The organism is Rhodovibrio sodomensis, from assembly GCF_016583645.1.
Taxonomy (GTDB): domain Bacteria; phylum Pseudomonadota; class Alphaproteobacteria; order Kiloniellales; family Rhodovibrionaceae; genus Rhodovibrio; species Rhodovibrio sodomensis.
Map to the genome: position 1 here is coordinate 1 of NZ_NRRL01000057.1, position 20,134 is coordinate 20,134.

Below are 20,134 nucleotides of genomic sequence, written 5' to 3' on the forward strand. Positions count from 1 at the left end.
GGCGGCCGCGGCGCCAGCGGCGGCGGCCGCGAGGGCCGGCGCGCCCAGCGCGGCGGCGGCGGGCTGCAACAGCTGCGCTACATCACCCGCAAGATCGCCCCCTACGAGGTGTTGAGCGAGGACGGCCTGCAGACCATCGAGGCCAACGCCGACACCATCCTGGAAGAGATCGGTATCGAGTTCCGCGACGATCCGGAGGCGCTGGAAATCTGGCGCCAGGCCGGCGCGGACGTCCAGGGCGAGCGGGTGCGGATGCCCCGCGGCATGGCGCGCAAGATCATCCAGGACAACGCGCCCAAGCAGTTCACCCAGCTGGCGCGCAATCCCGACCGGTCGGTCGAGATCGGCGGCAACAACACGGTGTTCGCGCCGGTCTACGGCCCGCCCTTCGTGCGCACCCTGGACGAGGGCCGGCGTTACGCCACGCTGGAGGACTTCCAGAAGATCGTGAAGCTCGCCTACATGACGCCGTCGCTGCACCACTCCGGCGGCACGGTGTGCGAGCCGGTCGACGTGCCGGTCAACAAGCGCCACCTGGACATGCTGTACGCGCACATGCGCTACAGCGACAAGCCGTTCATGGGCTCGGTGACCGCGCCGGAGCGCGCCGAGGACACGGTGGCGATGGCGAAGCTGCTGTTCGGCGCGGAGACGGTCGAGCAGAACGTCGTCACGATCTCGCTGATCAACGCCAACTCGCCGATGACCTTCGACGCGACCATGCTGGGCGCGCTCAAGGTCTACGCCCGGGCGGGCCAGGCCTGCATCGTCACCCCGTTCATCCTGGCGGGCGCGATGGCGCCGGTCACGATCGCCGGCACGCTGGCGCAGACGCTGGCGGAAGCCATGGCCGGCATGGCGTTCGCCCAGCTGGTCCGCCCCGGCGCGCCGGTTGTGTTCGGCTCGTTCGCCAGCTCGATATCGATGCAGTCGGGCGCGCCCACCTTCGGCACGCCGGAGCCGGCCCTGGTGCTCTACGGCGCCGCCGCGCTGGCGCGCCGGCTGGGCGTGCCGTTCCGCTCCGGCGGTTCGCTGTGCGGCGCCAAGATCCCGGACGCGCAGGCCGCCTATGAGAGCGCCAACACCCTGCTGCCGACCGTGCTGGCCGGCGTGAACTTCACCCTGCACTCGGCCGGCTGGCTGGAAGGCGGTCTCGCGACCTCGCTCGAGAAGCTGGTGATGGACGCCGACCAGCTGGAGATGATGCACGCGATGGCCAACGGCGTGGACCTGTCGGACAACGGCCAGGCGATGGACGCGATCCGCGAGGTCGGCCCCGGCAGCCACTACCTCGGCGCCACCCACACCCAGGCGAACTTCGAGACCGCGTTCTTCCGCTCCAAGATCGCCGACAACAACTCGTTCGAGCAGTGGGAGAGCGAAGGCGGCCAGGACGCCGCCCAGCGCGCCAACACGCTCTGGAAAAAGCGCCTGGGCGAGTACGAAGCCCCGGCGATCGATCCCGCGATCGACGAAGCCCTGCAGGACTACATCGCCCGCACCAAGGCCTCGATGCCGGACTCCTTCTCAAGTTAGGGGGATTTGCTGGGGAAGGAGGTTGCCCGCGGCCTTCGCTGCCGTGCAATCCACCTCACCCTGTCCCTCTCCTCCCCCCGAAGGCTCGGGGAGCCGCTTCTATCCCGTGCGAAGCTTCCGCGACCGCCCGCCGCGCAGGTCGGTGATCGTCTTCGCCGGGCTGATCTGTTCCAGGTCGGTGCGCACTTCGATCAGCGCCGGGGTGCCGGCGGCGAGCGCGCGCTCGACGGCGGGGAGGAACGCGCCCTGCTCGCTCACCGTTTCGCCGAGCGCGCCGTAGGCGCGCGCGAGCGCGGCGAAGTCGGGGTTGTGCAGATCGGTGCCGGTCACGCGGTGCGGGTAGGCACGCTCCTGGTGCATGCGGATCGTGCCGTAGCTGTTGTTGTTGACCACGATCACCACGATCGCCGCGCCGTACTGCACCGCCGTGCCCAGTTCCTGCCCGGTCATCTGGAAGCAGCCGTCGCCGGCGAACGCGATCACCGGCCGCTCCGGCGCCGCCAGCTTGGCGGCCACGGCCGCGGGCACGCCGTAGCCCATCGAGCCCGAGGTCGGCGCGAGTTGGCTGCGGTAGCTGCGATAGCGGTAATAGCGATGCACCCAGGCAGCATAATTGCCCGCGCCGTTGCAGATCACCGCGTCCGCCGGCAATCGCTCGCGCAGATCGGCGATCCCCTGCGCCATGTCGACCGTGCCGTTGGACGCCTTGGCCGCCGGGGGCGTGGTCCAGGCGAGATAGTCCTGCCGCGCGGCCTCGCGCACACCGGCGTAGGGCGGCGGGTCGAGAGGTTCGAGCCTCCGCGCCGCCGCGGCGAAGGCGGGCGTGGCCGCCTGGATCGCCAGGGTCGGCTGGTAGACCCGGCCCAGCTCCTCCGCCCCAGGATAGACGTGCACCAGCGTCTGCCGCGGCGTCGGCACGTCGATCAGGCTGTAGCCGCTGGAGGTCGCCTCGCCCATCCGCGCGCCCACCACCAGCAGCAGGTCGGCCTCCCGGACCCGCTGGGCAAGCGCCGGATTCACGCCCAAGCCGACGTCGCCAGCGTAGCACTCATGGCGGTTGTCGAAGTAGTCCTGGCAGCGAAAGGCGCAGGCGACCGGCAGGTCGTTTGCGTGCGCGAACGCCTCGAAATCGGCCTTGGCCTGCGCGGTCCAGCCGCCGCCACCCAGGATCGCGAGCGGCCGGCGCGCCCGGCTCAGGCGCTGGAGCAGCTCGGCCAGCTCCGCTGGGCCCGGATGGCCCACGGCAGGGCGGACCGGACGCGCGTCGGCGGTCTCAGTCGTGTCCGACAGCACGTCCTCCGGCAGCGCCAGCACGACCGGGCCCGGCCGGCCCTGCAGCGCGGTGTGGAAAGCGCGCGACAGGTATTCCGGCAGGCGCGCGGGGTCGTCGACCTGCGCCACCCACTTGGCGAGCTCGCCGTACATCCGCCGGAAATCGATCTCCTGGAAAGCTTCGCGGTCGCGCATCGACCGGCCGACCTGCCCGATCAACAGCACCATCGGCGTGGAATCCTGGAACGCCACGTGGACGCCGCTGGCGGCGTTGGCCGCGCCCGGACCGCGGGTGACGAAGCAGACGCCCGGCCGGCCGGTCAGCTTGGCGTGCGCGTCCGCCATCATCGCCGCCCCGCCCTCCTGCCGGCAGACGGTGAGCGCGATTGCCGGCGTGTCGTACAGCGCGTCCAGCGCCGCCAGGTAACTTTCGCCCGGCACGCAGAACACCCGTTCGACCCCCTGGATCGCCAGCTGGTCGACCAGCACGCGCCCGCCGGTGCGCGGTTGCGTTGTCACGGCCATGTCTTGGCACTGCCTCCCTTTCTGCCAGCGCAGCCGCGCCACCATTCCCCTCTCCCTTGAGGGGAGAGGGACGGGCCCGCGCCCTTTAGGGCGTGGGAGGGTGCGGGTGGGACTCCCCGCCGTGCGCCGAGGAGTCCCACCCGCACCCTAGCCCTCTCCCCTCAAGGGAGAGGGCACCCGCCGACACGGCGTGCGAACCTGTCCGCGCTCACGGTTTCTTGCCGCCCTGCCCTCGCGCTTAGCACGGGCCCGACGCGCCGCGCCAGATCGTCGCGCGTTGCCGACGCGCGCGCGGCGCCCCAGTATACGGGTATGACCATGCACCGCCTCATCACCGCCCTCGCCGCCGGCGCCCTCGCGGCCGCGAGCCTCGCCCTGCCCGTCCGCGCCGCGGAAATACCGCCGGTGCCGGCGTTGGAGACGCCGCTCCACCGCGACCAACCGCTGGTCGGCACGGTCTACGACGTCGCCGCCGGCGAAACGGTCGAGCCGCGCGCTGTCGCCGAGGCGGCCGCCAGGGCACGCTTCGTGATCCTGGGCGAACGGCACGACAACCCGGACCATCACGCCCTGCAGGCCTGGGTGGTGCGCGCGATGACCGCGCAGGGACGCACGCCGGCGGTCGCGTTCGAGATGATCGGCCAGGGCCAGGTGCCCGCGCTCGAATCCTACCTGAACGCGCATCCGGACGACGCGGCGGGCCTGGGCCCGGCGGTCCAGTGGGAGCAGCGCGGCTGGCCCGCCTGGGAGAGCTACCGGCCGATCGCCGAGGCCGCGCTGTCGGCCGACCTGCCGATCCTGGCCGCGAACCCGAGCCCGGGCGAGAGCCGGACCGTGGGCCGGCAGGGCTTCGGCGCGCTCGACGCCGAGCGGACCGCGGCGCTCGCCCTGGACACGCCGCTGCCGGAGGCGCAGCGCGACCAGCTGCTGAGCGAGCTGCGGGCGGGGCACTGCAACCTGATGCCGAAGGACGCCATGGGCCCGATGGCGAACGTCCAGCGGCTGCGCGACGCGGTGATGGCGGACACGCTGATCGCCGCCGCCCGGGCGCAGGATCGCGGCGCGGTGCTGATCGCCGGCGGCGGCCACGCCCGCGCCGACCGGGCGGTCCCGTGGTATCTGCGCCAGCGCCTGAACGACCCCGACGTGCTGGTCGTCCGGTTCCGGGAAGTCCGCCCCGAGGCGACCGAGCCGGCGGCCTACCTGCCCGAGCAGCCGCCGGGCGCGCCGCGCGCCTACGACTACGTCTGGTTCACGCCGGCGAACGAACGCGGCGACCCCTGCGCGGAGCTGAAGAAGCGCATGCAGAGGCATGGGTCGGACGGGGAGTAGCTATCCGTTGCAGCTCTCGGAGCGAGCGTAAGGGATCCTTCGACACAGACGCCTTTGGCGTCCTTCTAGAGCAAAATCGATGAAGGTCGAGTCGACCTTCATCGTGCACTTTTCTCTAACTGTTTGAAGAGAGAACAAGATTCAGCTGAAAGGTGGCTTCTCCTTTCAGCATCTTGCTCTGGGATGAAGATTTCATTTTTTCAGAAGTTCACAAACTATCTGCATGCTGAGTAGCTGGCGGCTACGCCAGCGTGTCGAAGCACGCCCCACGGGCGCGCTTGCCCGTGGTCACCGAGCTTTGAGGCGCACTCATACCCCTCAATGGAAATTCCGCGCTTCCTGGATCGGGCGCTTGACCTCGTCGGCGCGGGCCATGGCGTTGTCCAGGCCCTGGCGTGCGCCCGGGTCCCGCAGCCTCGATAGCCGCGGGCTCAGGTCCTCGACCTGCTCCGCCACCAGGTGCAGGACCAGGCCGTCGCGCTGCACCCAGCCGGTGACGCCCAGCAGGCTCGCCTGCAGGAACGCCCGGCGGCAGGCGTCGAACACCTTGGGCCAGAGCACGACGTTGCAGACCCCGGTCTCGTCCTCCAGCGTGGCGAAGATCACGCCCTTGGCGCTGCCGGGACGCTGGCGCACCAGGACCAGCCCGGCGCATTTGGCCCGGCCGTCCTGCGCGACCTCCCACAAGTCCTCGGCGCGCTGGTAGCCGCGCGCGCGCAGGTCGGCGCGCAGGAAGCTGACCGGGTGCTGGCGCAGGGTCATGCGGATCGACGCGTAGTCGTCGATCACCTGCTCGCCGGGCGCCATGTCGGGCAGCTCGACCGCCGGCTCCGGGCCGCTCTCCTCCTCGCCCATCGCGTCGAACAGCGGCAGCGGCTTTTCGTCCGGCAGGCCCTTCACGGCCCACAGCGCCTGGCGCCGATCCAGGCCCATGGAGGTGAACGCGTCCGCGCGCGCCAGCGCCGCCAGCGACTTGGCGCTGAGGCCGGCCCGGCGCCACAGGGTCAGGGGATCCGGGTAGCCGTTGCCGCGCGCCTGCTCGATCGCCCGGCCGGCCGGCGCGCCCAGCCCGGCGACCTGGCGCAGGCCCAGGCGCAGCGCCATGCCGCCGTCGCTTGCGGGCGCCAGCGTGCAATCCCAGTCCGAGCGGTTGGCGTCGACCGGCAGCACCTCGACGCCGTGCTCGCGCGCGTCGCGGACGATCTGGGCGGGGGCGTAGAACCCCATCGGCTGGCTGTTCAAAAGCGCGCAGGCGAAGGCCGCCGGATAGTGCCGCTTCATCCAGGCGGAGACGTAGACCAGCAGCGCGAAGCTGGCGGCGTGGCTCTCCGGAAAGCCGTAGGTGCCGAAGCCCTCGATCTGCTTGTAGCAGCGCTCGGCGAAGTCCCGGTCGTAGCCGCGCTCGACCATCCCCTCGACCAGGCGTTGCTGGAAGCGGTGGACGTCGCCGTGGCGCTTGAAGGTCGCCATCGCGCGGCGCAGCTGATCGGCCTCGCTTGGTGTAAAGCCGGCGGCGACGATGGCGATCTGCATCGCCTGCTCCTGGAACAGCGGCACGCCCAGCGTCTTGCCCAGCACGCGCTCCAGGTCCTGGCTCGGGTAGCTGACCTTTTCCTGGCCCGAACGCCGGCGCAGGTAGGGGTGGACCATGTCGCCCTGGATCGGGCCGGGGCGCACGATCGCGACCTCGATCACCAGGTCGTAGAAGTCGCGCGGCTTGAGCCGGGGCAGCATGGTCATCTGCGCCCGGCTCTCGACCTGGAAAACCCCCAGCGAGTCCGCCCGGCAGAGCATGTCGTAGGTGGCCCGGTCGCCGTGCGGCACGCTCGCCAGCTGGTGGCGCCGGCCGTGGTGCCGGGCGATCAGGTCGAACCCCTTGTGGATGCAGGTCAGCATGCCGAGCGACAGCACGTCGACCTTGAGCATGCCGAGCGATTCCAGGTCGTCCTTGTCCCATTCGATCACGGTCCGGCCTGCCATCGCCGCGTTCTCGATCGGTACGACCTCGTTGAGCGGCCCACGGGTCATCACGAAGCCGCCGACGTGCTGGGACAGATGGCGGGGGAAACCCTGGATCTCCTCGACCAAACGGAGCGTCTGCCGCAGGCGCGGGTCCTGGGGGTCGAGGCCCAGCTCGCGCACCCAGTCGCTCTCGCCGCCCTGGCCGACACGCCCCCAGACCCCGCCGGCGAGCGCGGTGATGGTGTCGCCGGACAGGCCCATCGCCTTGCCGACCTCGCGGATCGCCGCCCGCCGGCGGTAGCAGATCACGGTCGCGGCCAGACCGGCGCGGTCCCGGCCGTACTTGGCGTAGATGTACTGGATGACCTCCTCGCGGCGCTCGTGCTCGAAGTCGACGTCGATGTCCGGCGGCTCGTCGCGCGCGGCGGAGACGAAGCGTTCGAACAGCAGATCCAGTTTGGACGGGTCGACCGCGGTGATGCCGAGGCAATAGCACACCGCCGAGTTCGCCGCCGAGCCGCGGCCCTGGCACAGAATCCCCTGCGAGCGGGCAAACCGCACCAGGTCGTAGACGGTCAGGAAATACGGCGCGTAGCCGAGCTGGCGGATCAGCTCGAGCTCGCGCTCCAGCGTGTCGCGGATGCGCGCCGGCGGGCCGCCCGGATAGCGGCCCTTGGCGCCCTCGAAGGTCAGGAACTCCAGCTCCTCCTGCGGCGGGCGGCTGCGCCCGGCGGATTCCTCCGGATATTCGTAGCGCAGCTCGTCGAGCGAGAAGTCGACCCGCGCGGCGATCTCCGCCGGCGTCTCCAGCGCGCGCGGATGGTCCGCGAACAGCTGGGCCATCGCCTCACGGGGCTTCAGCACCCGCTCGGCGTTGGGCAGTAGGCGGCGGCCGGCGGTGTCGATCGTGACGCCTTCGCGGATGCAGGTCAGCACGTCCGCCAGCGGTTTGCGCGACCGGGCGTGCAGCAGCGGCTCGGTGGTCGCGACCAGCGGCGTGCCGGCCCGGCGCGCCAGCGCGGCCAGATTGGCCAGGCGCCGGTCGTCCGCGCCGTCCAGGCGCACGGGCGCGAGCAGGTGGCAGCGCTCCCCGAAGCTCGCGGCGAGCCGATGCAGCTGATCGGCGAACGCGCGATCGGGCTCCGCCGCCGCGCCGGGGGCGACCAGCGCGATCAGGCCGTCGGCGTGGGCTTCCAGATCGGCCAGCTGCAGATCGCACTGCCCCTTCTGGGTGCGCCGCTTGCCGGTGGTCAGCAGGGTGCACAGCCGGCTGTAGGCCGCGCGGTCCTGCGGGTAGGCCACGATTTCCGGCCCGTCGGTGGGCGCGATCCGGGCGCCCACCAGCAGCTTCAGGCCGTGCTGCTTCGCCGCCGCGTGCGCGCGCACCACGCCCGCCAGCGTGTTCCGGTCCGCCACCCCCAGCGCCGACAGGCCCAGGGCCGCGGCCTGGGTCACCATTTCGTCGGGGTGCGACGCGCCCTCCAGAAAACTGAAGTTGGTCGCCGCGGCGAGTTCGGCGAAGGCCAAGGACGGCTGTGCCATGGCGGGATCAGTTGAGCGGTTCGACCAGATGCGCGAACGGCGTCCCGACCACCGTCTTCAGCATACGCTGGTCCGCCGTGACGCACCGCGCGCCGAACAATTCCGCACAAGCGAGGTAGAAACAGTCGTAGGCGGGATGGCCGGGTGCGACCGCGATCGACATGGCGCGAGAGATCAGGGCACGCGGGCCCACGAGTTCCAGCGTCTCGGACCGGCGTAGATGGTCGATCGGCTTCTTGACCGTGTCCTCATCCATCTCGCCAAGCCGCTGCTTCTTCCAGAAGACATTGGTCACTTCGAACAACAGGAGCGATGGCGCCACCAACCAGAAGTTCGCTCTCGCTCGGCATGCGCAAGACCCGTTCCAGAATGGTGCGCACCTCGTCCTCGACCGAATGGCCGCGTTGGTCCGCCCGCTCTGCCAAGCGCGCCATCAGGTCGTCATCGATATCCAGAACTTCGATCTCGGCCATAGCTCAGATCCCTCCGACCTGCGTCGACCGCGCGATAATACATGGTGCGACCCGCCTCACGCGAACAGGCCGTGCAGGTACCAGCGGTTGCCGCTGCGGAACACCCAGTAGCGCCGGCCCTCGGCCGTCTCCAGGCGGTAGTAGTCGCGCCCGCCCTGGCCCTCAGGGCTGTCCGGGCGCCACCATTCGGGGCTCAGGCGCTCGGGCCCGTGGGCGCCGGTCACCCGATGGGTCAGGCCGCCCAGGCGGATCTGCGCGGGCGGGCTGCCGGACGGTTCAGCAGTGGCGGGCACGGCGGATGTCGCGTCCAGCGGCTGCGGCGGCTCGACCAGGCGCAGCGGACGCGGGCCGGTCGCGGGCCAGGCCTGTCGTTTGCTCCCGGCAAACGCGGGCCCGGCGGCGACCGCGCGTTCGGGCAGATGGCTGCCGCGCGGGCGCGGCCGGGTGACGCTGCCGCCGCCCAGGCGCGCCTCCAGCCGGTCGATCAGGCCGGCCAGCTCGCCCGCGCCGCGCTGGCCGGTGCCGGCGTGCTTGCGGCCGAGCGCGAGCTGTCCCGCGGCCAGCCGTTCGGCGCCGAGCGCGGCGAGCGTCATCACCTCCACCCCGAAGCCGGCGTCGAGATCGTCCAGCCGCTCGGCGAACAGGCGTTTCAGGTGGTCGGCCTCCCGGCTCGCCCGGCTGGTGCCGAGCTGGACCGGCTGCAGCGAGCCGTCGACCCGGTACAGCGTCAGCTCGAGCCGGCGCGCGCCCTGCCCGACCTCCTCCAGCCGGCGGCACAGCCCGGCGATCAGCGCCTCGATCGCGCCCGCAATGTCGTCGCGCGTGCCGATCGGCTCGGCGAAGGCGCGGCGCACGCGCAGCGGCGGCACCGGGGTCAGCGGATCGATCGGCTCGGCCACCCGGCCCAGCGCCTGGTCCAGCCGGCGCGCGACCTGCCGGCCGACCCGCGGCGCCAAGGCGGCCGGCGGCACGTTCAACACCTCGCCGATCCGGCGCAGCCCCAGGCGGTGCAGCAGCTCGCAGTCCGCCGCGTCGAGCCGAAGCGCGGCCGGCGGCAGCGGGCTCAGGTAGCCGCGCAGCGCCCCTTCTGGCGCGACCAGCGTGGTCAGGCTGGCATCGGTGGCGAAGCGCGCCAGCGCCCAGGCGGCCCCCGGCGTGTCGGCCATCGCCGCGCGCGCGCTCAGTCCCAGCCGGGCCAGGCGGTGGCACAGGTCGGACAGCATCGCCGCCTCGCCGCCGAACAGGTGGGCGCAACCGGTGGCATCGATCCACACCCCGGCCCCGCCGCCCTCGCCGCCGTGCGGATCGGGCGCGGTCCAGGGGCTGTAGCGCCCGCACCAAGCGGCCAGGCGCCTCAGCGCCGCGGCGTCGCCGTCCGGATCGGCCGGCTGGATGTCAAGCTCGGGCACCTGGGCGCGCGCCTCGGCGAGCGGCACGCCGGGGCCGATCCCGGCCGCGGCCGCGCGCGCGTCGACCGCGGTCAGCGCCTGCCGCCCGTCCGCGCCGGACACCAGCGCGAGCGGACGGACCGCTTGTGTAGCTTCAGCCGGCGCGCCGGACGCCCGGGACGCCGCCGGCGCGGAAGTCCGCCGCCGATCCGTCGCGAAGCGCGGCAGCCAGAGCGAAATCACCCGTCGCATGGTCCCACTCCACCTCGAAGTCCGCTGGATCGCCGCCGCGCGCGCGCACCAGGTCCAGGTGCCAGCACGCCCGGCCAGCCCCGGGCGCATGCCCGCCGCCGGGTACGGCCCGGCCGCCGTCGCGCCGTGCCGGCCGGGCGCCGACCCGCCAGCGGGTCGCGGCGGCGCTGGGATCCTGCCGGCCGCGCGGCACCACCCGCCGGCGCAGCAGCGTCAGACCGGTGACCCCGCCGGCCTCCGCGGCCAGCTGCAGGCGCCGGGCGGCGGTGCGGTCGAGCTGGCCGACCTCGCCCACCACGCCGGCCAGCCCGGAACAGCGCAGCGCCTCCTCCATCGCCCAGAGGACGCCCGCGTCGTCGCCCGCGCGGGCGGTCAGCAGGCGGTCGGGATCGACGCCGAACGCCGGCGCTCCCGGGGCGTAGAGGTCGCCGCGCCGGGCGACCCAGAGCACCGGCCCCTGGGCCACGGCCATCAGCCGGCCGGTCAGCGCGAGCGCGAACCCGGTGACCGGGCCGTCGTCCCAGGCGGTGCGCTCGGGCAGCAGCTCGTGCACACCCGCGCGCGCCAGCCCGCCGCCCGGCAGCAGTTCGTCGATCGCCGGCGCGCCCAGCGGCAGAACGGGCGCGCGTTCCGGCCCCGTGCCGCGCTCCAGCGCGCGCACCCGCCGGCGCAGCGTCTCCAGGTCGGGCACGCCATCCGCGTCCGGGCCGCCCGCGTCCGGGTCGCCCGCGTCCGATCCGGGGGCATCCGTCCTGGTTGCCTTGGGGTCGTTGACCGCCTGTGCCATCGCCGTCAGGTCACTCTTTATCGAAAGGGCCGATGTTCTTGTTCCGTTCGTTCTTGAAATGTTCTAGCCATATCCGATCCGCGAGTCAACACGGCAGCGACCCAAAGCTGGCCGGGGCCGATCGCGATCCCGGCTCTGGACAGCGCTCCTGCACCCCGGCAGGTTTCCAGGCCATGTCCGAGCCGTCCGACCCGCTGACCCCGACAACCGGTTTCGCCGCCCTGGTCGGCTACCGCATCGCCGACTGGTCCTGGGGCCGGGCCGCGGTCGAGTTGCCGGTCGCAGCGGCGCATCTGAACCGCAGCGGCATCCTGCACGGCGGCGTGCTGACCACGCTGGTCGACACCGCCTGCGGCTATTCGGGCTGTTTCTGCGACACCCCAGGCCGCGGCCGGCGCGCCATGACGCTGCAGCTGAACACCCAGTTCCTCGCCCCGGCGCAGGCCGGCCAGCGCCTGACCGCCCGGGCGCACACGACGGGCGGCGGCCGCTCGGTGTTCTTCGCCGACTGCACGGTGCACGCCGATGACGGCACGCTGATCGGGCGCGGCGACGGGGTGTTCAAGTACGCCGCCGGCAGCGGCGATCCGGCGGGCATCCCGCTCGCCCGCCTGCCCGGCAGCTGAGCCGCGCGTGCGAACGCGCCCTCTTCAATGCCGGGTCGGGCTTACTTACTTCTCCCGCACCGGCCAACACCCCGGCCAATACCGCGGCCGACACCGGGGGCAACACCGGGGCCGGCGCCCTCGGGCCGCCCGGTTCCCCACAGCATAGGAGGCACAGCGATGAGCACCGATCGCCCGGTCACCGCGCACGACGTTCAGCGGATCGTCGGCCAACTCGACGACACGCGCGCGGCCGAGATCGTGGCGAGCAAGGCCACGGTGAGCGAACTGGTTGCCGCCTATCAGTGGGTGAACAACAACGACACGCCCGGGCTGCACGAAGTGCGCAGTCCGAAGGTCAAGCGCCTGTGCGACATCCTGGACCAGCCCACCCTGGGCGACGAGGAAATCTAGCCGCCGCTAGAGCAAAATCGATGACGGTCGAGTCGGCCTTCATCGGGAATTTTGCTCTGACTGCTGGAAGAGAGAGCAAGATTCAGCTGAAAGCGGGCTTCACCTTTCAGCATCTTGTTCTATTCGCCGCGGAAATCCGGCCTTTCCTTGTTCAGGAACGCGCGCACGCCGGTCTTGTAATCCGCCGTGTCGCAGGTCCGGAACGGGGCGTCCAGTTCGTCCGCTGTGAGCGGCTCGGGCTGGTCGACCCGCCGGGCCATGCGCTTGTGCAGCCGGGCCGCGATCGGCGCGCCCTTGGCGATCCGTCCGGCTGCGGCGCAGGCCTCGGCCTCGACCTCCGCGTCGGCGCTCACGCGCGTGACCAGGCCACGTTCGCGCGCCTGCTCGGCCGACCAGATCCGGCCCTCCAACAGCAGTTCCAGCGCTGCCGGCCGGCCGACCAGGGCGACCAGCTCCGCCAGTTCGGGCAGCGGCAGACCGTGGCCGATCCGATTGATCGGCATGCCGAAGGTGGCACCCGCCCCGGCGATCCGCAGGTCGCAGAAGATCGCCATCTCCAGCCCGCCGCCCATGCACGCCCCCTGCACCAGCGCGACCGTCGGGTGCGGACAGTCGCGCAGGGCGTAGATCGCCGGCGCCATCACGGCGTTGTAGCTGCGCGCCTGCTCGGCCGAGAAGCGCTCGGCCTCGAACTCCGACATGTCCGCCCCGGCGCCGAACGCCTGCCCGCCGGCCCCGCGCACGACGACGCAGCGCAGCCCGTCGTCGGCCGCGATCTCGTCCATCACCCGGTGCAGCGCGCGCCACATCGCAAGGTTGCAGGCGTTGCGCCGTTCCGGGCGGTTCAGGGTCACGGTTGCGACCGCGCCCGCGCGGTGCAGCAGAATCTCGTCGGCCATCGCCGGTCGCCTCCCCTCGAGGTTGTCCCTGGCGCCGGATTCCTCGGGCATCCCCGGCCCGGCGCCACCTGCATCGCGCATTCACGCGCCGGGCGCAACGCAGGAGGCACGCCGCGACGCGCTTGATATAACCGGGATCGGGTCAGGTCGGTTTGTTTGTGACAAAATCAGAACAAAACAACGTCCTTTTCGGCCGAATTTTGATTGGCAACTGTCCGGTCCGCGGCTACCCTGACGCGAATTCGCTGTCTCGGCTGACTGCATTAGGTGCTGCCATGTCCCCGCTCCGTCCGTCGTCTCGTCTCGCCAAAAGTTCGATTGGCCTGCGTCCGCAGCGCGCGATGCGTGCGCTGGTGACTGCCGCCGCCGTCTTCGCCGGGGCCGCGGTCGCCGCGCCCACCGCGTCGGCGCAATTGATCTACACGCAGATCCCGGAACCGGGCGACACGTTCGTCAACGCCTGCGAGCAGACCCCGCTGCACGCTCAGCCCAACGGCTACGCGGAGGTCGTGAGCACGGCCGCGTTCGAGCAGAGGTTCGAGGTCGTGGGACTGGCCGGCAAATACCTGTTGCCGAAGTCGATGCGCTATTCGACCACACACGGCAGCACGGAGGACGCTTGGGATCGCCAGCGCGGCCGGGTCGAGCACGACCGGCGGGACTTTTCCCGGCCTGGGTCGAGGTCGAGACCGACGACGGGACGGCGTTCATCACCATGCGCTGCATGGTAACCCCCGAATTCGCCGAACAGCAGACCATCGAAGACGCCGAGCGCAAGTTCGAGCAGGCCGCCATCGCCAACGGCGGCAAGGGATTCCAGTTGAAGCCCGCCTCAGGCGGCTCTGGCAAGGGCCTGTCGGGTCAGTTGGCGGCGCTGGGCGACGACCGGGATGCCGTCGAAGCGCTGCTGGCTCGCGGCAACGTCAACCCGCAGGTAAGCTTCAAGGATTTCCGCCGCGAGGGTGGGCTCGGCGAGTTCGCCCCGACCCTCAACGATCGGGACCTACGGGCCAAGCCGGCCCGCGACGTCAAGCGCGCCCCCAAGGGCGGTGCCGCCGGCGCGGGCGCTGCCGTCAACGACGCGTTCCAGAACCTGTTCGGTAACTGACCTGACGCTGCTGGTCCCGAGAAGAGAAGTACAGCCGATGACCCCGCGATCCACCCGACTGCTCACCACCGCTTGCGCCCTTCTGCTCACCGCCGGCCCGCTCGGCGCCTGCAAAACGCTGGATCAGGCCGACAAGCGCATGAAGCAGAGTTTCCAGCAGTCCAACGCCGACAACCAGAGCACGCTCGACTTCCTGGAAGGCCGCGTCGGTCCGTTCGACGAGTACGTCTACGGCCTGAACTGGGCCGCCGTCGCGGCGGGTGCCGGGCTGTACAAGCCGGACCATCCGTTCAATGCTTACATGCACAAAGTCGGCACCACGATCGCGCTCGGCTCACACTATCCCCACACCTACGCGGGCTACACCTTCGCCGTTTTGGACAGCGATGAACGCAACGCGGTCGCTGTGCCCTCGGGCTTCATTTTCATCACCCGGGGGCTTTTGAGCGTAATCCAGAGCGAGGACGAACTCGCCGCCGTCCTCGCCCACGAGATCGCTCACCACGAGCTGCGTCACAACATGCTCGACGCCGCCGCCGGCAAGGCGTTCAAAGTGATGGACGCGATCTTCGGCAATGAATCGCAGACCGACGAGCAGACGATCATGGAAACGATGGCGGTGGGCTACAACGAGCGCCACGAACTCGAAGCCGACCGCCGCGCGATCGAGTTGCTCGCGCTCGCCGGTTATCAGCCCCAGGCCCTGGTCCGCGTCTTGCAACGGTTGAAGTTCGCCGAGGGCAGCTTGGGTGGTCGCGGCTATCCGACCGGGCGTGAGGTGCTGGCACGCCAGCACATCGCCGATCTCGACTTACCCCAGCGCATGATCCCCGATCTGCGCAACCGACGGTTCGACGCCGCGATCACCGGCTTCGCCGAAGTGGAAATCGCGCGCAACTGACGCCGATCAGCCGTCGGAGGCGCGGCGGGGTCACGAAGCTTCAGGCCGCCTCGCCTGCCAATGGAATGTGCGCGTTGGTCGCCGGTAGCGCATAGCACCGGTGTCCGATGATTCCGGCCCCGGCCGGGCCGCGCGACCGACCGGCTTACCGATAGAAGTGTCCACCGATGTCCGATTCCACGCCCCCGCCGCCCGGCCCAAACGACGAGGGAAGCGCGTTCCGCAAACAGTTCCAGCAACTCAATGAGCGGCTCAGCTCCCTGGCCTCGACGCTCGCCCGGGTACGCGAGGTCAAGCTGGACCGCGCCCAACTCGCCAAGATCGGGAAGTTCACCGGGATCGGCGCGGCGGTCGCAATGGCCCTGCCGCTGATTCTGGAGCCGCTGCTATCGGACTATATCAAACGGCAGCTGATGAGCGGGCTGCGCGACAACTATACCAAGACCGCCAGTACTATCTATTTCCGCGACGGCAACACGACCGTCGCCCGCGCCCTGGTCGACAAGGCGATCGAGGTCGACCCGCGCGATGCCGAGGCACGCTACCTGCGCGCCTACCTTGATGGCATGGACTCGGTCTATCAACTGCTCAACCTTGAACGCACCCTGACAGCCGGTGAGCAGGACGACGCCCACCGTGCGCTCGCCGGCGCGGAGTTCCTGATCAATTCGCACGAAGACGACCCCCGCGGCTATCTGCTGCGCGGCCAGGCCTTCATGGCTCTGGAACGCTACGAGGAAGCGTTCGAGGCGCTGGCCCGGGCCCGGGATCTGGCGGCTGAGCAGGGAAAGATGGCGATCCAGGCGCTGGCGCTGTGGCGGTTGGGCGTGACCCGGCTGGAGCGCGCGTCGGGCGGCAGCGACGGCCTGCCGGAAGACCGGCTGGAGATGGCGGCCGACCCTTTCCAGGCGGCGATGTTGGAGCTGTCGCGTTCGGTCGCCTCGTTCAAGCTCGCCGACACCGGCAGCCGGGAGGCGGAGGCCGGCAAGTGGCCGCGGCTGTGGCGCGGCATCGCGCTGCGCAACGAGAAGTGGGACCTGGACGGCGCGATCGCCGAGTTCGACCTCGCCCTCGAGGAAGACCCGAACTTCGCCCTCGCCGAGTTCACCCGGGGCGAAGCGTACTGGGCCAAGTGGATCAGCGCCGACCGGACGCGCGTGCCGCCCAAGACGGTCGCCGAATGGCAGCAAACCGCGATCGACGCCTTCGAGCGCGCCCGCGAACTGGACCCGGGCCTTGCCCGACCGTACTTCGGGCTCGGTCTGATGTTCGGTTCCGACATCAAGTACGCCGTCGCCAAGCGCTACTTCGATAAGGCGCTGGAGCGCAACCCGCGCTACCTCCGCGCGCGCCAGTTCCGGGGCCGAACCCTGCACAATATGGGCGCGTTCGAGGACGCCATCAAAGACTTCGACGCGGCGATCGCGCTGGAGCCGTCGGAGGCGAGCCTGTTCGTCTATCGCGCACGCTCCGAGATCGCGCAGAACAATCTGGTGCAGGCGCGCACCGACCTGCAGCAGGCCCGCGCGCTGGGCGGGGGCGATCGGTTCTTTCAGCTGACCGAGGCTGAACTCAGCCTCGCGCTCGGCCTGCCCGAACGCGCCATCAGCCAGGTCGAGGCGGCGCGCGCCAAAGCACGGGCGGCCGGTACGGCCCGCGATTTCGCCGAGGCGTTCGAGGTCGAGGCCCGCGCCCACTACGCCCGGGGCCGCATCGAGGCCGCGCTGGACGCTATGAACGCCGCCGTGGCGCGCTCGACCTACCGCCCGGAGCGGTTCCTGCTGGCCCGCGGCTGCCTGCTCTACGACCTCGACCTCACCGCCAACGCGCTCACCGACTTCTCCATGGCCCTGCTGCACGAGCCGGAGTACGGCCCCGCCGCCTACGGCGAACTGCAGACCCTGCGGCGCCTGGGTTTGACACCGGAAGCCCCGCGGTTGGCCGGCGGCAAGGCGGCGCGCAACGCCTACTGGCGGCTGAACGACCCCTACGCCAGCCTGTGCGGCTTCGCGGCGGCGCCCGCGTGACCCGGTCGCTTCACCGGCTTCTTACTGCGTAATACTGTTTTTCATTGCACTAATTACGTTTGAACGGATGCATTGAAACTTACGACAGTTCGGGACAGACTCCGCCGGTCGGACAGTCGATCGACCGGGAGGCGCCGGACGTCTGCGTCATGGAAAACTTCGCCTCTGCCTTTCTGGCCGCGTTTGAGCTGATCGTCGGCTTCGACCCGGAGTTGGTCGAGATCGTCGGGCTGTCGTTGCAGGTCAGCCTGACGGCGGTGCTGTGCGCCGGCGTGATCGGCCTGCCGATCGGCGCGGCGCTGGGCGTGGCGCGCTTTCCGGGCCGGCAGGCGGTGATCGTTGTGCTGAACGCGCTGATGGGCCTGCCGCCGGTGGTCGCCGGGCTGATGATCTACCTCTTGCTGTCGCGCGCGGGGCCGCTGGGCGAGCTTGGCCTGCTGTTCACGCCGACCGCCATGGTGATCGCGCAGACCGTGCTGGTGACGCCGATCGTGGCGGCGCTCACCCGCCAGACCGTGGAGGACCTGCACGCCGAGTACGCCGAGCAGTTCCGCTCGCTGTCGGTAGGCCCGGTGCGGGCGACCGCCACGCTGCTGTGGGACGGCCGCTACAGCCTGTTCACCGGCCTGCTCGCCGGCTTCGGCCGGGCGATCGCGGAGGTCGGCGCGGTGATCATCGTCGGCGGCAACATCAACCACGTCACCCGGGTGATGACCACCACGATCGCGCTCGAGACATCCAAGGGGAATCTGGAATTGGCGCTCGGCCTCGGCATCATCCTGATCGCGCTCGCCGTGCTGGTGAACGCCGCGGTGATGAGCCTGCGCGGGCTGAGCGCGCAGGCGACCGTGTGAGGCCGGCGATGCGGCACGCGACCGCCCAGCAGCCGATCCGCCGGCCGCAGGAGGCTGCCAGCATCCGCCCGGCGACCGTTCAGGCGCTCACCTTCCAGGCCGGCGGGCAGACGCTGCTGGACGGCCTCGACCTCGCCCTCGACCGGACCAGCACGACCGTGATCATGGGGCCCAACGGGGCCGGCAAGAGCCTGTTGCTGCGCCTGCTGCACGGCCTGCTGACGCCGAGTTCGGGGGCGGTGCGCTGGAACGGCCGCGCGCCCGACCGCGCGGTCCGGCGGCGCCAGGCGATGGTGTTCCAGAAACCGGTGCTGCTGCGCCGCTCGGTGCTGGGCAACGTGACCTACGCCCTCAAGGTCCAGGGCGTGGCGCGCGGCGCGCGGCGGACGCGGGCGCAGGCGGCGCTCGCCGACGCCGGGCTGGCCGCGCTGGCGCGGCGGCCGGCGCGGGTGCTTTCAGGCGGCGAGCAGCAGCGCCTCGCGCTCGCCCGCGCCTGGGCGACCCGCCCGGAGGTGCTGTTCCTGGACGAGCCCACGGCGAACCTGGATCCCGCCGGCGCGCACGTCGTCGAGCGGATGGTCGCGGAGATCAAGGACCGGGGCACCAAGATCGTGCTGACCACGCACGACCTGGGCCAGGCCCGGCGGCTGGGCGACGAAGTGGTGTTCCTGCACCGGGGCCGCCTGGTCGAGCGCAGCCCGGCCCAGAGCTTTTTCGATCAGCCGCAGAGCGAGCAAGCCCGGGCGTTCCTGTCCGGCGACCTCGTCCTGTGACCCAAGCCGGAAACCGGCGAATGCAAGAGGGAGGCAAACGCCAGATGACCTTGTTCAAGCGCCTCGGCTTCGTCCTTGGCGCCGTCGCGCTCGCTGTCGTCGCCCAGCCGATCGACCGCGCGCAGGCCCAGGACGACCGCTACATCATCGTCCAGTCCACCACCTCGACCGAGGCATCCGGGCTGTTCGAACACCTGCTGCCCAAGTTCGAGCGCATGACCGGCATCGACGTCCGCGTGGTCGCGGTCGGCACCGGCCAGGCGATCCGCAACGCCCGCAACGGCGACGGCGACGTGCTGTTCGTCCACCACACGCCCAGCGAGTACAAGTTCATCGCCGACGGCCACGGCAAGCGCCGGTTCGACGTGATGTACAACGACTTCGTGATCGTCGGGCCGAAGGACGATCCGGCCGGGATCGCCGGCCTGGACAGCGTCACCAAGGCGCTCACCAAGATCGCGAAGTCGGGCGCGCCGTTCGCCTCGCGCGGGGACGACAGCGGCACCCACAAGAAGGAACTTGGCCTGTGGGCCCAAACCGACGTCAACCCGCGCCAGGCCAGCGGCAATTGGTACCGCGAGACCGGCTCGGGCATGGGCGCGACGCTGAACACCGCCGTCCAGATGGGCGCCTACACCATGAGCGACCGGGCGACCTGGCTGAACTTCGGCAACAAGAAGAACTTCGAAATCCTGGTCGAGGGCGACCCGCGCCTGTTCAACCAGTACGGCGTGATGGTGCTGAACCCGGAGAAGCACCCCCACGTGAAGGAGGGCATGGCGCAGGCGTTCGTCGACTGGCTGGTGTCCCAGGACGGCCAGCAGGCGATCGCCAACTACCGCCTGAAGGGCCAGCAGGCGTTCTTCCCGAACGCGGACTGACGCTGCGGTCGACTTATCGAGCTGCTTCGCCGGACTGGCCCAACCACCGGTGACCCTTGCCCCGGCGCCCGCCAAGATCGCGGCCGCCGGGGCTTTTTGGTCGGCGTCCACAGCAGCCGAGCCGGCGTCGACCGAGCGCCACTTCCCCGTAGGAATACGGAATTGAGCGGCGACATCCGACTGCCGATATTGCAGGCGCCTATCGACGAAAGCCGCTCGCAAAGATGTTTCTCGGTCCCGCTGCTCTCGCCGACCGCCTCGACCGCGCCGCGCGCACCTTATCGCACCACGACTCCAAGCTTGCGCAGGCCTGCTCGGAAGCCTCGGCGTTCTTTCGCGAGGAGTTCGACGTGGCCCCCGGCGCCTCCGGCGAGGCGATCGACGAACAGCCCGATAGCTCCTCGCCCCCGTCCCCCGAACGCAAGCGCTGATCCAGCCGGCCGGTCTTGATACTTCGGCTGCACCTTCGGCACCGCACACATGCGTATGCTGCGCTGCAACCAAAAAGAGGGCCAGCTTGCCGGTTCACAAGCCTAGCCCGAACCGGTTATTGAAGAGGTCCGACCGGCAAATCACAAGCACTCGCGGTCGGCCGATATCGTC

The 20,134-nt window shown here is 70.7% G+C and carries 19 protein-coding genes; 12 read left to right on the plus strand and 7 right to left on the minus strand.

Annotated features, from left to right (window positions below):
* The coding region (locus CKO28_RS17030) for a trimethylamine methyltransferase family protein (protein WP_200342010.1) at positions 1 to 1,536 on the plus strand (1,536 nt) is incomplete at its 5' end.
* Positions 1,537 to 1,635: 99 nt separating this feature from the next.
* Here CKO28_RS17030 and CKO28_RS17035 read toward each other — a convergent pair.
* Positions 1,636 to 3,333 (minus strand): thiamine pyrophosphate-binding protein, encoded by a 1,698-nt coding sequence (locus tag CKO28_RS17035; RefSeq protein ID WP_200342011.1) that lies wholly within the window; start codon positions 3,331 to 3,333, stop codon positions 1,636 to 1,638.
* Between the two features lie 312 nt (positions 3,334 to 3,645).
* Between CKO28_RS17035 and CKO28_RS17040 the strand changes: the two genes are divergently transcribed.
* A complete protein-coding gene (locus CKO28_RS17040) occupies positions 3,646 to 4,665 on the plus strand; it encodes a ChaN family lipoprotein (protein WP_200342012.1) in 1,020 nt (339 codons plus the stop codon).
* Positions 4,666 to 4,983: 318 nt separating this feature from the next.
* On the opposite strand, the gene CKO28_RS17045 is transcribed toward CKO28_RS17040, so the two are convergent.
* Genes CKO28_RS17045 through CKO28_RS17065 form a run of 5 tightly spaced genes read right to left on the minus strand, consistent with a single transcriptional unit; the run spans position 4,984 to position 11,069 of the window.
* The gene (locus tag CKO28_RS17045; RefSeq protein WP_200342013.1) at positions 4,984 to 8,169 is read right to left on the minus strand and encodes an error-prone DNA polymerase; all 3,186 of its coding nucleotides are present in this window, start codon (positions 8,167 to 8,169) and stop codon (positions 4,984 to 4,986) included.
* Positions 8,170 to 8,176: 7 nt separating this feature from the next.
* A complete protein-coding gene (locus CKO28_RS17050) occupies positions 8,177 to 8,425 on the minus strand; it encodes a type II toxin-antitoxin system VapC family toxin (protein WP_200342014.1) in 249 nt (82 codons plus the stop codon).
* On the minus strand, positions 8,418 to 8,642 hold the full coding sequence (locus tag CKO28_RS17055) for a FitA-like ribbon-helix-helix domain-containing protein (RefSeq protein WP_200342015.1): 225 nt from the start codon (positions 8,640 to 8,642) through the stop codon (positions 8,418 to 8,420). Before CKO28_RS17055 ends, CKO28_RS17050 begins: the two co-directional genes overlap by 8 nt.
* Before the next feature lie 56 nt (positions 8,643 to 8,698).
* Positions 8,699 to 10,282 carry a Y-family DNA polymerase gene (locus CKO28_RS17060; protein ID WP_200342016.1) on the minus strand — a complete coding sequence of 528 codons (1,584 nt, stop codon included), beginning with the start codon at positions 10,280 to 10,282 and terminating at the stop codon, positions 8,699 to 8,701.
* Positions 10,185 to 11,069 carry an ImuA family protein gene (locus CKO28_RS17065; RefSeq protein ID WP_200342017.1) on the minus strand — a complete coding sequence of 295 codons (885 nt, stop codon included), beginning with the start codon at positions 11,067 to 11,069 and terminating at the stop codon, positions 10,185 to 10,187. Before CKO28_RS17065 ends, CKO28_RS17060 begins: the two co-directional genes overlap by 98 nt.
* Before the next feature lie 173 nt (positions 11,070 to 11,242).
* Between CKO28_RS17065 and CKO28_RS17070 the strand changes: the two genes are divergently transcribed.
* Positions 11,243 to 11,695, plus strand: a complete 453-nt coding sequence (locus CKO28_RS17070; protein ID WP_200342018.1) for a PaaI family thioesterase — start codon at positions 11,243 to 11,245, stop codon at positions 11,693 to 11,695.
* 159 nt (positions 11,696 to 11,854) lie between these two features.
* The gene (locus tag CKO28_RS17075) at positions 11,855 to 12,088 is read left to right on the plus strand and encodes a hypothetical protein (protein ID WP_200342019.1); all 234 of its coding nucleotides are present in this window, start codon (positions 11,855 to 11,857) and stop codon (positions 12,086 to 12,088) included.
* A 119-nt stretch (positions 12,089 to 12,207) separates the two neighbouring features.
* On the opposite strand, the gene CKO28_RS17080 is transcribed toward CKO28_RS17075, so the two are convergent.
* Positions 12,208 to 12,987: an enoyl-CoA hydratase-related protein gene (locus tag CKO28_RS17080; RefSeq protein ID WP_200342020.1), complete on the minus strand. Its 780-nt coding sequence runs from the start codon at positions 12,985 to 12,987 to the stop codon at positions 12,208 to 12,210.
* Between the two features lie 341 nt (positions 12,988 to 13,328).
* On the opposite strand from CKO28_RS17080, the gene CKO28_RS17085 reads away from it, so the two are divergent.
* The 8 genes from CKO28_RS17085 to CKO28_RS17120 all read left to right on the plus strand — a co-directional run bounded on the left by CKO28_RS17085 (position 13,329) and on the right by CKO28_RS17120 (position 19,962).
* Positions 13,329 to 13,718 carry a hypothetical protein gene (locus CKO28_RS17085; protein WP_200342021.1) on the plus strand — a complete coding sequence of 130 codons (390 nt, stop codon included), beginning with the start codon at positions 13,329 to 13,331 and terminating at the stop codon, positions 13,716 to 13,718.
* Positions 13,703 to 14,095, plus strand: a complete 393-nt coding sequence (locus tag CKO28_RS17090; RefSeq protein WP_200342022.1) for a hypothetical protein — start codon at positions 13,703 to 13,705, stop codon at positions 14,093 to 14,095. The genes CKO28_RS17085 and CKO28_RS17090 overlap by 16 nt, the downstream gene beginning before the upstream one ends.
* Before the next feature lie 37 nt (positions 14,096 to 14,132).
* Positions 14,133 to 14,996, plus strand: coding sequence for a M48 family metallopeptidase (locus tag CKO28_RS17095; RefSeq protein ID WP_200342023.1), 864 nt, complete (start codon positions 14,133 to 14,135; stop codon positions 14,994 to 14,996).
* Between the two features lie 167 nt (positions 14,997 to 15,163).
* Positions 15,164 to 17,023 (plus strand): tetratricopeptide repeat protein, encoded by a 1,860-nt coding sequence (locus CKO28_RS17100; protein WP_200342024.1) that lies wholly within the window; start codon positions 15,164 to 15,166, stop codon positions 17,021 to 17,023.
* A 149-nt stretch (positions 17,024 to 17,172) separates the two neighbouring features.
* Positions 17,173 to 17,877, plus strand: coding sequence for an ABC transporter permease (locus CKO28_RS17105; RefSeq protein ID WP_200342025.1), 705 nt, complete (start codon positions 17,173 to 17,175; stop codon positions 17,875 to 17,877).
* Between the two features lie 8 nt (positions 17,878 to 17,885).
* Positions 17,886 to 18,650 carry an ATP-binding cassette domain-containing protein gene (locus CKO28_RS17110; protein ID WP_200342026.1) on the plus strand — a complete coding sequence of 255 codons (765 nt, stop codon included), beginning with the start codon at positions 17,886 to 17,888 and terminating at the stop codon, positions 18,648 to 18,650.
* 44 nt (positions 18,651 to 18,694) lie between these two features.
* Positions 18,695 to 19,531 carry an ABC transporter substrate-binding protein gene (locus CKO28_RS17115; protein WP_200342027.1) on the plus strand — a complete coding sequence of 279 codons (837 nt, stop codon included), beginning with the start codon at positions 18,695 to 18,697 and terminating at the stop codon, positions 19,529 to 19,531.
* A 224-nt stretch (positions 19,532 to 19,755) separates the two neighbouring features.
* Positions 19,756 to 19,962 carry a hypothetical protein gene (locus CKO28_RS17120; RefSeq protein WP_200342028.1) on the plus strand — a complete coding sequence of 69 codons (207 nt, stop codon included), beginning with the start codon at positions 19,756 to 19,758 and terminating at the stop codon, positions 19,960 to 19,962.
* Positions 19,963 to 20,134: the final 172 nt, after the last annotated feature.

Bases quoted from the DNA above. Each gene is read 5' to 3' on its own strand.
- CKO28_RS17035 (WP_200342011.1), bottom strand. From the start codon at position 3,333: ATGGCCGTGACAACGCAACCGCGCACCGGCGGGCGCGTGCTGGTCGAC.
- CKO28_RS17040 (WP_200342012.1), top strand. From the start codon at position 3,646: ATGACCATGCACCGCCTCATCACCGCCCTCGCCGCCGGCGCCCTCGCG.
- CKO28_RS17045 (WP_200342013.1), bottom strand. From the start codon at position 8,169: ATGGCACAGCCGTCCTTGGCCTTCGCCGAACTCGCCGCGGCGACCAAC.
- CKO28_RS17050 (WP_200342014.1), bottom strand. From the start codon at position 8,425: ATGGATGAGGACACGGTCAAGAAGCCGATCGACCATCTACGCCGGTCC.
- CKO28_RS17055 (WP_200342015.1), bottom strand. From the start codon at position 8,642: ATGGCCGAGATCGAAGTTCTGGATATCGATGACGACCTGATGGCGCGC.
- CKO28_RS17060 (WP_200342016.1), bottom strand. From the start codon at position 10,282: ATGCGACGGGTGATTTCGCTCTGGCTGCCGCGCTTCGCGACGGATCGG.
- CKO28_RS17065 (WP_200342017.1), bottom strand. From the start codon at position 11,069: ATGGCACAGGCGGTCAACGACCCCAAGGCAACCAGGACGGATGCCCCC.
- CKO28_RS17070 (WP_200342018.1), top strand. From the start codon at position 11,243: ATGTCCGAGCCGTCCGACCCGCTGACCCCGACAACCGGTTTCGCCGCC.
- CKO28_RS17075 (WP_200342019.1), top strand. From the start codon at position 11,855: ATGAGCACCGATCGCCCGGTCACCGCGCACGACGTTCAGCGGATCGTC.
- CKO28_RS17080 (WP_200342020.1), bottom strand. From the start codon at position 12,987: ATGGCCGACGAGATTCTGCTGCACCGCGCGGGCGCGGTCGCAACCGTG.
- CKO28_RS17085 (WP_200342021.1), top strand. From the start codon at position 13,329: ATGCGTGCGCTGGTGACTGCCGCCGCCGTCTTCGCCGGGGCCGCGGTC.
- CKO28_RS17090 (WP_200342022.1), top strand. From the start codon at position 13,703: ATGCGCTGCATGGTAACCCCCGAATTCGCCGAACAGCAGACCATCGAA.
- CKO28_RS17095 (WP_200342023.1), top strand. From the start codon at position 14,133: ATGACCCCGCGATCCACCCGACTGCTCACCACCGCTTGCGCCCTTCTG.
- CKO28_RS17100 (WP_200342024.1), top strand. From the start codon at position 15,164: ATGTCCGATTCCACGCCCCCGCCGCCCGGCCCAAACGACGAGGGAAGC.
- CKO28_RS17105 (WP_200342025.1), top strand. From the start codon at position 17,173: ATGGAAAACTTCGCCTCTGCCTTTCTGGCCGCGTTTGAGCTGATCGTC.
- CKO28_RS17110 (WP_200342026.1), top strand. From the start codon at position 17,886: ATGCGGCACGCGACCGCCCAGCAGCCGATCCGCCGGCCGCAGGAGGCT.
- CKO28_RS17115 (WP_200342027.1), top strand. From the start codon at position 18,695: ATGACCTTGTTCAAGCGCCTCGGCTTCGTCCTTGGCGCCGTCGCGCTC.
- CKO28_RS17120 (WP_200342028.1), top strand. From the start codon at position 19,756: ATGTTTCTCGGTCCCGCTGCTCTCGCCGACCGCCTCGACCGCGCCGCG.